This is a genomic window from Pseudomonas sp. Root401 (genome assembly GCF_001425105.1).
Classification (GTDB): domain Bacteria; phylum Pseudomonadota; class Gammaproteobacteria; order Pseudomonadales; family Pseudomonadaceae; genus Aquipseudomonas; species Aquipseudomonas brassicacearum.
This window is the reverse complement of record NZ_LMDO01000039.1, coordinates 22,871-29,221: the sequence shown is the minus strand read 5'-3', so window position 1 is coordinate 29,221 and position 6,351 is coordinate 22,871. Positions and strand designations below refer to the sequence as shown.

Annotated in this window: 7 protein-coding genes; all 7 read left to right on the top strand. The window is 60.4% G+C overall.

Going from position 1 to position 6,351, the window contains the following annotated elements; all coding sequences use genetic code 11:
• Positions 1-265, top strand: a 265-nt coding sequence (locus ASC85_RS33265; RefSeq protein ID WP_236712400.1) for an OprD family outer membrane porin, incomplete at its 5' end; no start/stop codon positions are given.
• A 173-nt stretch (positions 266-438) separates the two neighbouring features.
• Positions 439-1,260, top strand: coding sequence for an NAD-dependent epimerase/dehydratase family protein (locus tag ASC85_RS23950; RefSeq protein WP_057451658.1), 822 nt, complete (start codon positions 439-441; stop codon positions 1,258-1,260).
• 42 nt (positions 1,261-1,302) lie between these two features.
• A complete protein-coding gene (locus ASC85_RS23945; RefSeq protein WP_057451657.1) occupies positions 1,303-2,208 on the top strand; it encodes an SMP-30/gluconolactonase/LRE family protein in 906 nt (301 codons plus the stop codon).
• Positions 2,209-2,264: 56 nt separating this feature from the next.
• A complete protein-coding gene (locus ASC85_RS23940; protein ID WP_057451656.1) occupies positions 2,265-3,233 on the top strand; it encodes a TRAP transporter substrate-binding protein in 969 nt (322 codons plus the stop codon).
• A gap of 76 nt (positions 3,234-3,309) precedes the next feature.
• Positions 3,310-3,837, top strand: a complete 528-nt coding sequence (locus tag ASC85_RS23935) for a TRAP transporter small permease (RefSeq protein WP_057451655.1) — start codon at positions 3,310-3,312, stop codon at positions 3,835-3,837.
• Complete coding sequence (locus ASC85_RS23930) at positions 3,837-5,117, top strand: TRAP transporter large permease (protein WP_057451654.1); 1,281 nt, start codon at positions 3,837-3,839, stop codon at positions 5,115-5,117. Before ASC85_RS23935 ends, ASC85_RS23930 begins: the two co-directional genes overlap by 1 nt.
• Before the next feature lie 224 nt (positions 5,118-5,341).
• Complete coding sequence (locus ASC85_RS23925) at positions 5,342-6,211, top strand: aldose 1-epimerase (protein ID WP_057451653.1); 870 nt, start codon at positions 5,342-5,344, stop codon at positions 6,209-6,211.
• Positions 6,212-6,351 lie beyond the last annotated feature (140 nt).

Below are 6,351 nucleotides of genomic sequence, written 5' to 3'. Positions count from 1 at the left end.
GCGCCACGACTTCAACTTCGCCGCCGTCGGCGTGCCGGGCCTGACCCTGATGAACCGCTACATCAGCGGTGACAACGTGCACACCGCCACGGTCGACGATGGCAAGGAATGGGGCCGTGAAACCGAACTGGCCTACACCGTGCAAAGCGGCGCGCTGAAGAGCCTCAACGTGAAATGGCGTAACGCATCGATTCGTCGGGACTACAGCACCAACGAATTCGACGAGAACCGCATCTTCATCAGCTACCCGCTTTCGCTTCTGTAATACCAGGATCCATTGCCATGAGCGCATACCATGGCAACCTGCGGCAGGGACGCCGATCCAGAGCGGTTCGTCGATCAAACGTTGACAAGGTAACGGAAGGATAAGGATATTCCCTCTCGGTCGTACGACAACTTATAACAACTGTACCTCTCATAGTTTGCTCAGGTAATGCCATGACCACGACACAGATTCGCCACCCCTTCAATCGCCTCCTATTGACCGGCGCCGCTGGCGGCCTTGGCAAAGTCTTGCGCGAACGCCTCAAGCCTTTCGCCCGCCAGATTCGCCTGTCGGACATCGCCAACATGGTCCCGGCCATCGACGAAAGCGAAGAAGTAGTGCCGTGCGACCTGTCGGACAAGCAGGCCGTGCACCAACTGGTCGAAGGCGTCGATGCCATCCTGCACTTCGGCGGTGTTTCGGTGGAGCGTCCGTTCGAAGAGATCCTCGGCGCCAACATCAGCGGCGTCTTCCACATCTATGAAGCCGCCCGCAAACACGGCGTCAAGCGGGTGATCTTCGCCAGTTCCAACCACGTCATAGGCTTCTACAAACAGGACCAGACTATCGACGCCCTCTCTCCTCGGCGCCCGGATGGCTACTACGGCCTGTCCAAGTCCTACGGCGAAGACGTCGCCAGTTTCTACTTCGATCGCTACGGCATCGAGACAGTCAGCATCCGCATCGGCTCGTCGTTCCCCGAACCGCAGAACCGCCGGATGATGAGCACCTGGCTGAGCTTCGACGACCTCACTCAACTGATCGAATGCTCGCTCTACACGCCGAAAGTCGGCCACACCGTGGTCTACGGCGTGTCCGCCAACCGCGACGTCTGGTGGGACAACAGCCAGGCCGCACACCTGGGTTACCAGCCCAAGGACACCTCGGAAATTTTCCGCGCCAAGGTCGAAGCACAGCCGATGCCGGCCGCCGATGACCCGGCCATGGTTTACCAGGGCGGCGCCTTTGTGGCGGCCGGCCCATTCGACGACTGATTCGCTGTTTTTCATGGGATACGCACGCACAAAGGAATCACCATGCAAGCCGAATTGATTGTCGATGCACGTAACGCCGTCGGGGAAAGCCCGGTATGGGTCCCCGAGGAAAACGCCCTGTATTGGGTGAACATTCCCAGCGGTGGCCTGCAATGCTGGAACGCCAGCAGCGGAATAATCCAGGGCTGGGAAGCCCCTGAAATGCTCGCCTGCCTCGCCCGTCACCAGGACGGTGGTTGGGTAGCCGGCATGGAGAGCGGTTTCTTTCGTCTGCACCCCAATGATGACGGCAGCCTGGACAGCGAACTGTGCGCAAGCGTCGAGCACAGCCGCACCGACATGCGCCTCAACGATGGCCGCTGTGACCGCCAGGGTCGCTTCTGGGCCGGCAGCATGGTGCTGAACATGGGCGCCAACGCAGACGTAGGCCGGATGTATCGCTACGAGGCAGGCCAGCGCAGCCCGGTCGGGGCGCAACTGAGCGGCTTCATCGTGCCCAATGGCCTGGGCTTCAGCCCGGACGGACGCACGATGTACCTCTCCGATTCACACCCGCTGGTACAGCAGATCTGGGCCTTCGACTACGACATCGACAGCGGCACGCCGTCCAACCGGCGGTTGTTCGTCGACATGATGCCGTTGGCCGGTCGCCCGGATGGCGCCGCGGTGGATGCCGACGGTTGCTATTGGATCTGCGCCAACGATGCCGGGCTGATTCACCGTTTCACCCCGGATGGACGTCTCGACCGTTCACTGCAAGTGCCCGTGAAGAAACCGACCATGTGCGCCTTTGGCGGCAGTCGCCTGGACACCCTCTTCGTCACCTCGATCCGCCCCGGCGACGACAACGACCCGCAGTCCCTGGCCGGTGGCGTGTTCGCCCTCAACCCCGGCGTCAAGGGCCTGGCTGAACCCGCGTTTGGAGGCCTGAAACACTCCGCGAACTGATCTGCTTTGCTGCTTCACATCGATAGACATAAAAACAACAACACTGGAGATTGACCATGAATTTCAAACGCACGCTTTTGATCGCAGCCCTCCCCTTGGCCTTTCTGGCCCAGGCGGCCCATGCCCTGGACATCAAGATCGCCGACATCCACCCCAAGGGCTACCCGACCGTGGTCGCCGAGGAATCCATGGGTAAAACCCTGGAAAAAGAGAGCAACGGCGAGCTGAAATTCAAGTATTTCCCGGGTGGCGTGCTGGGCTCTGAAAAAGAAGTCATCGAGCAGATGCAAGCCGGCGCGATCCAGATGTCTCGGGTCAGCCTGGGTATCGTCGGCCCCGTCGTGCCGGACGTGAACGTCTTCAACATGCCATTCATTTTCCGCGACCAGGCCCACATGCGCGCTGTCATCGATGGTGAAGTCGGCGATGCGATCCTCGATCGGATCACCAACTCCGAATTCGGCCTGGTGGCCCTGGCCTGGATGGACGGCGGCACCCGCAACCTCTACACCAAGAAACCGGTGCGCACGCTCGAAGACATGAAGGGCATGAAGATTCGCGTACAGGGCAACCCGATGTTCATCGAGACCATCAATGCCATGGGCGGCAACGGTATCGCCATGGACACCGGCGAGATCTTCAGCGCCTTGCAGACCGGCGTGATCGACGGCGCGGAAAACAACCCACCGACCATGCTCGAACACAACCACTACCAGAACGCCAAGTACTACAGCCTGACCGGTCACCTGATCCTGCCTGAGCCGATCGTGATGTCGAAAATCACCTGGAACAAACTCACGCCAGAGCAGCAGGACATGGTGAAAAAAGCCGCCAAGGCTGCCCAGGCTGAAGAGCGCGTGCTGTGGGACAAGAAGTCCAGCGCCAGTGAAGAAAAACTCAAGGCCGCCGGCGTCGAGTTCATCACCGTCGACAAGAAACCTTTCTACGACGCCACGGCACCGATCCGGGCCAAATACGGCGCGCCGTATGCCGACCTGATCAAGCGTATCGAAGCCGTTCAGTAAGCCCTCTCAATCTGTACTCATGAAAAGGCTGGGCGCGCCTGCGGTTAAAAGGTGCGCCCGGTTACGGTGGAACCCGATGAAGAATTTGCTGCTGCGTATCAACGATAAGATCTACATGACGTGCATCTGGGTGGCCGGCCTATCTGTCCTGGCAGTTGCCCTGATGATTCCGTGGGGGGTGTTCGCCCGCTATGTACTCGGTACCGGCTCAAGCTGGCCAGAGCCCACCGCCATCTTGCTGATGATCGTGTTTACCTTCATCGGTGCCGCCGCCAGCTACCGCTCCGGTTCACACATGGCCGTGGACATGGTCACCAGCCGCCTGCCGCCGCACTGGCAAACCGCGGCGTCGATCTTCACCCAGCTCTTGATGGCGGCGGTCTGCATTTTCATGACCATTTGGGGCACCAAGCTGTGCATGACCACTTGGAATCAATTCATGAGCGCCATCCCCACCCTGCGCGTCGGCATCACCTACATGCCGATTCCGGTCGGAGGTTTCCTGACCTTGATTTTTGTCTTGGAAAAACTCTTGCTGGGTGATCAAAGCCAACGTCGGGTCGTGCAGTTCGACCTGATTGAAGAAAGCGAAGGTGCCGTTTAATGGACGCTCTGATTCTGCTGGGCAGTTTTTTGTTGTTGATCCTGATCGGCATGCCGGTCGCCTACGCGTTGGGCGCTGCCGCCCTGATCGGGGCTTGGTGGATCGATATCCCGTTCCAGGCCATGATGATCCAGGTAACGGGCGGGGTGAACAAATTCTCGTTGCTGGCCATTCCGTTCTTCGTGCTGGCCGGTGCGATCATGGCCGAAGGCGGCATGTCCCGCCGACTGGTGGCGTTCGCCAGTGTGCTGGTGGGGTTCGTGCGTGGTGGCCTGTCATTGGTCAACCTCGTGGCCTCGAGTTTTTTTGGCGCGATCTCCGGCTCCTCGGTGGCCGATACGGCCTCGGTCGGCTCGGTGCTGATCCCGGAAATGGAACGCCGCGGCTATCCGCGTGATTACGCCACCGCCGTCACCGTCAGTGGTTCGGTGCAAGCGTTGCTGACACCGCCCAGCCACAACGCGGTGTTGTACTCCCTCGCCGCTGGCGGCACCGTTTCCATCGGTTCGCTGTTCATGGCCGGCATCGTCCCCGGCATCATGATGAACCTGTGCCTGATGGCGCTGTGCCTGGTCTTCGCGAAAAAACGCAATTACCCCAAGGGCGAAGTAATTCCCCTCAAGCAAGCGTTGAAGATCTGCAAGGAAGCCATGTGGGGCATGATGACCCTGTTCATCATCCTTGGCGGCATTCTCTCGGGTGTTTTCACCGCCACCGAATCGGCCGCCATTGCCGTGGTGTGGGCGTTTTTCGTGACCATGTGCATCTATCGCGACTACAAGTGGAGCGAGTTGCCGAAACTGATGCACCGCACGGTACGCACCATCTCCATCGTGATGATCCTGATCGGCTTCGCCGCCAGCTTCGGCTACATCATGACGCTGATGGAGATCCCGGCGAAGATCACCACCGCGTTCCTGACGCTGTCGGACAACCGCTACGTGATCCTGATGTGCATCAACGTGATGTTGCTGCTGTTGGGTACCGTGATGGACATGGCGCCACTGATCCTGATCCTGACGCCGATCCTGATGCCGGTAATCGTGGGCATCGGCGTGGACCCGGTGCAGTTCGGCATGATCATGCTGGTGAACCTGGGCATCGGGCTAATCACCCCTCCGGTGGGCGCGGTGTTGTTCGTCGGTTCCGCCATCGGCAAGGTCAGCATCGAAAGCACCGTCAAGGCGCTGCTGCCGTTCTACGCCATGCTGTTCCTGGTGCTGCTGCTCGTGACTTATGTTCCCGCCATTTCCCTGTGGTTGCCGCACCTGGTGTTGTAACCCCAAAAGCGCGCAAGCCCCCTTGTGGCGAGGGCGCTTGCTCCCGCTGGACTGCTGTAGGAGCTGCCGAGCGAGGCTGCGATCTTTCCCCAGCCACTTGAATCTCAAGTGAAAGATCAAAAGATCGCAGCCTCGCTTCGCTCGGCAGCTCCTACAGTACAGCCGAGCGGGAGCAAGCACCCTCGCCACAAAAGCTTTTTCCCCACTCGACAGACGCGAGCACCATGACGCCGCCCCTTCTCCATCTCGAAGACGAACTCACCCGCCTCACCCTCGCCCCTCACCTGGGCGCCAGCCTCGTCGACTGGACATTGCGCAGCAGCGGCGCGCCGCTGTTACGCCCTGCCGCTCCGCAAGCGCTGGAAAACCGTTTGCCCGGCAAGCTCGGCGGCTTCCCGCTGATCCCGTGGTCGAACCGGATCGCCAACGGCGGTTTCGACTGTCCCGGCGGCTGGCTGGCCCTGGAGGCCAACAGCCCCAACGACCCGTTTCCGATCCATGGCAGTGCCTGGCAACAACCGTGGCAAGTGATAGAGCAAAGCGCCCAGGACGTGTTGCTGCAACTCGACAGCCAATACCCGTTCGCCTATTGCGCCAGCCTGCGGATTCGCTTGAGCGGCGGTCAGTTGCAGATCGCCATGCACGTCACCCACATGGCCGAACAGGCCGCCTGGCACGGGCTGGGGTTGCATCCGTATTTTCCACGCACCGCCAGTACTCGCCTGCAAACCCGCGCCAATGAAGTCTGGATGTGCGATGCCTCGAAACTGCCAACGGAACTGAGGGACATCCCCGCAGAGTGGGATTTCCAGCACGTCCGGTTACTGCCAGACACGCTGGTCGACAACGGCTTCGGCGGTTGGGACGGGCACTGTCTGATCCAGCAACCGGACTTGGGCTACGAACTGGAATGTCGCGCCAGTGGCAGCGACTATTTCCTGCTGTACTGCCCCGTGGGCCTGGATTTTTTCTGCATCGAACCGGTCAGCCATCCGGTCAACGCCCATCACCTGCCGGGGCGGCCGGGGTTGCGTTTGCTGGAGCAAGGGCAGTCGGTGGCGTTGGGGTTTTCGATGCAGTGCCGACTGACCTAACCCAGTTCCCTGTGGGAGCAAGGCTTGCCCGCGATGAAGTGGACGCGGTCTCCCGGGAACCGAGGCGCCTGCATCGCGAGCAAGCTTTGCTCCCACAGAGTTTTGGGTTGCCAATGAATCCGCAGCCAAACGCAGGTCCC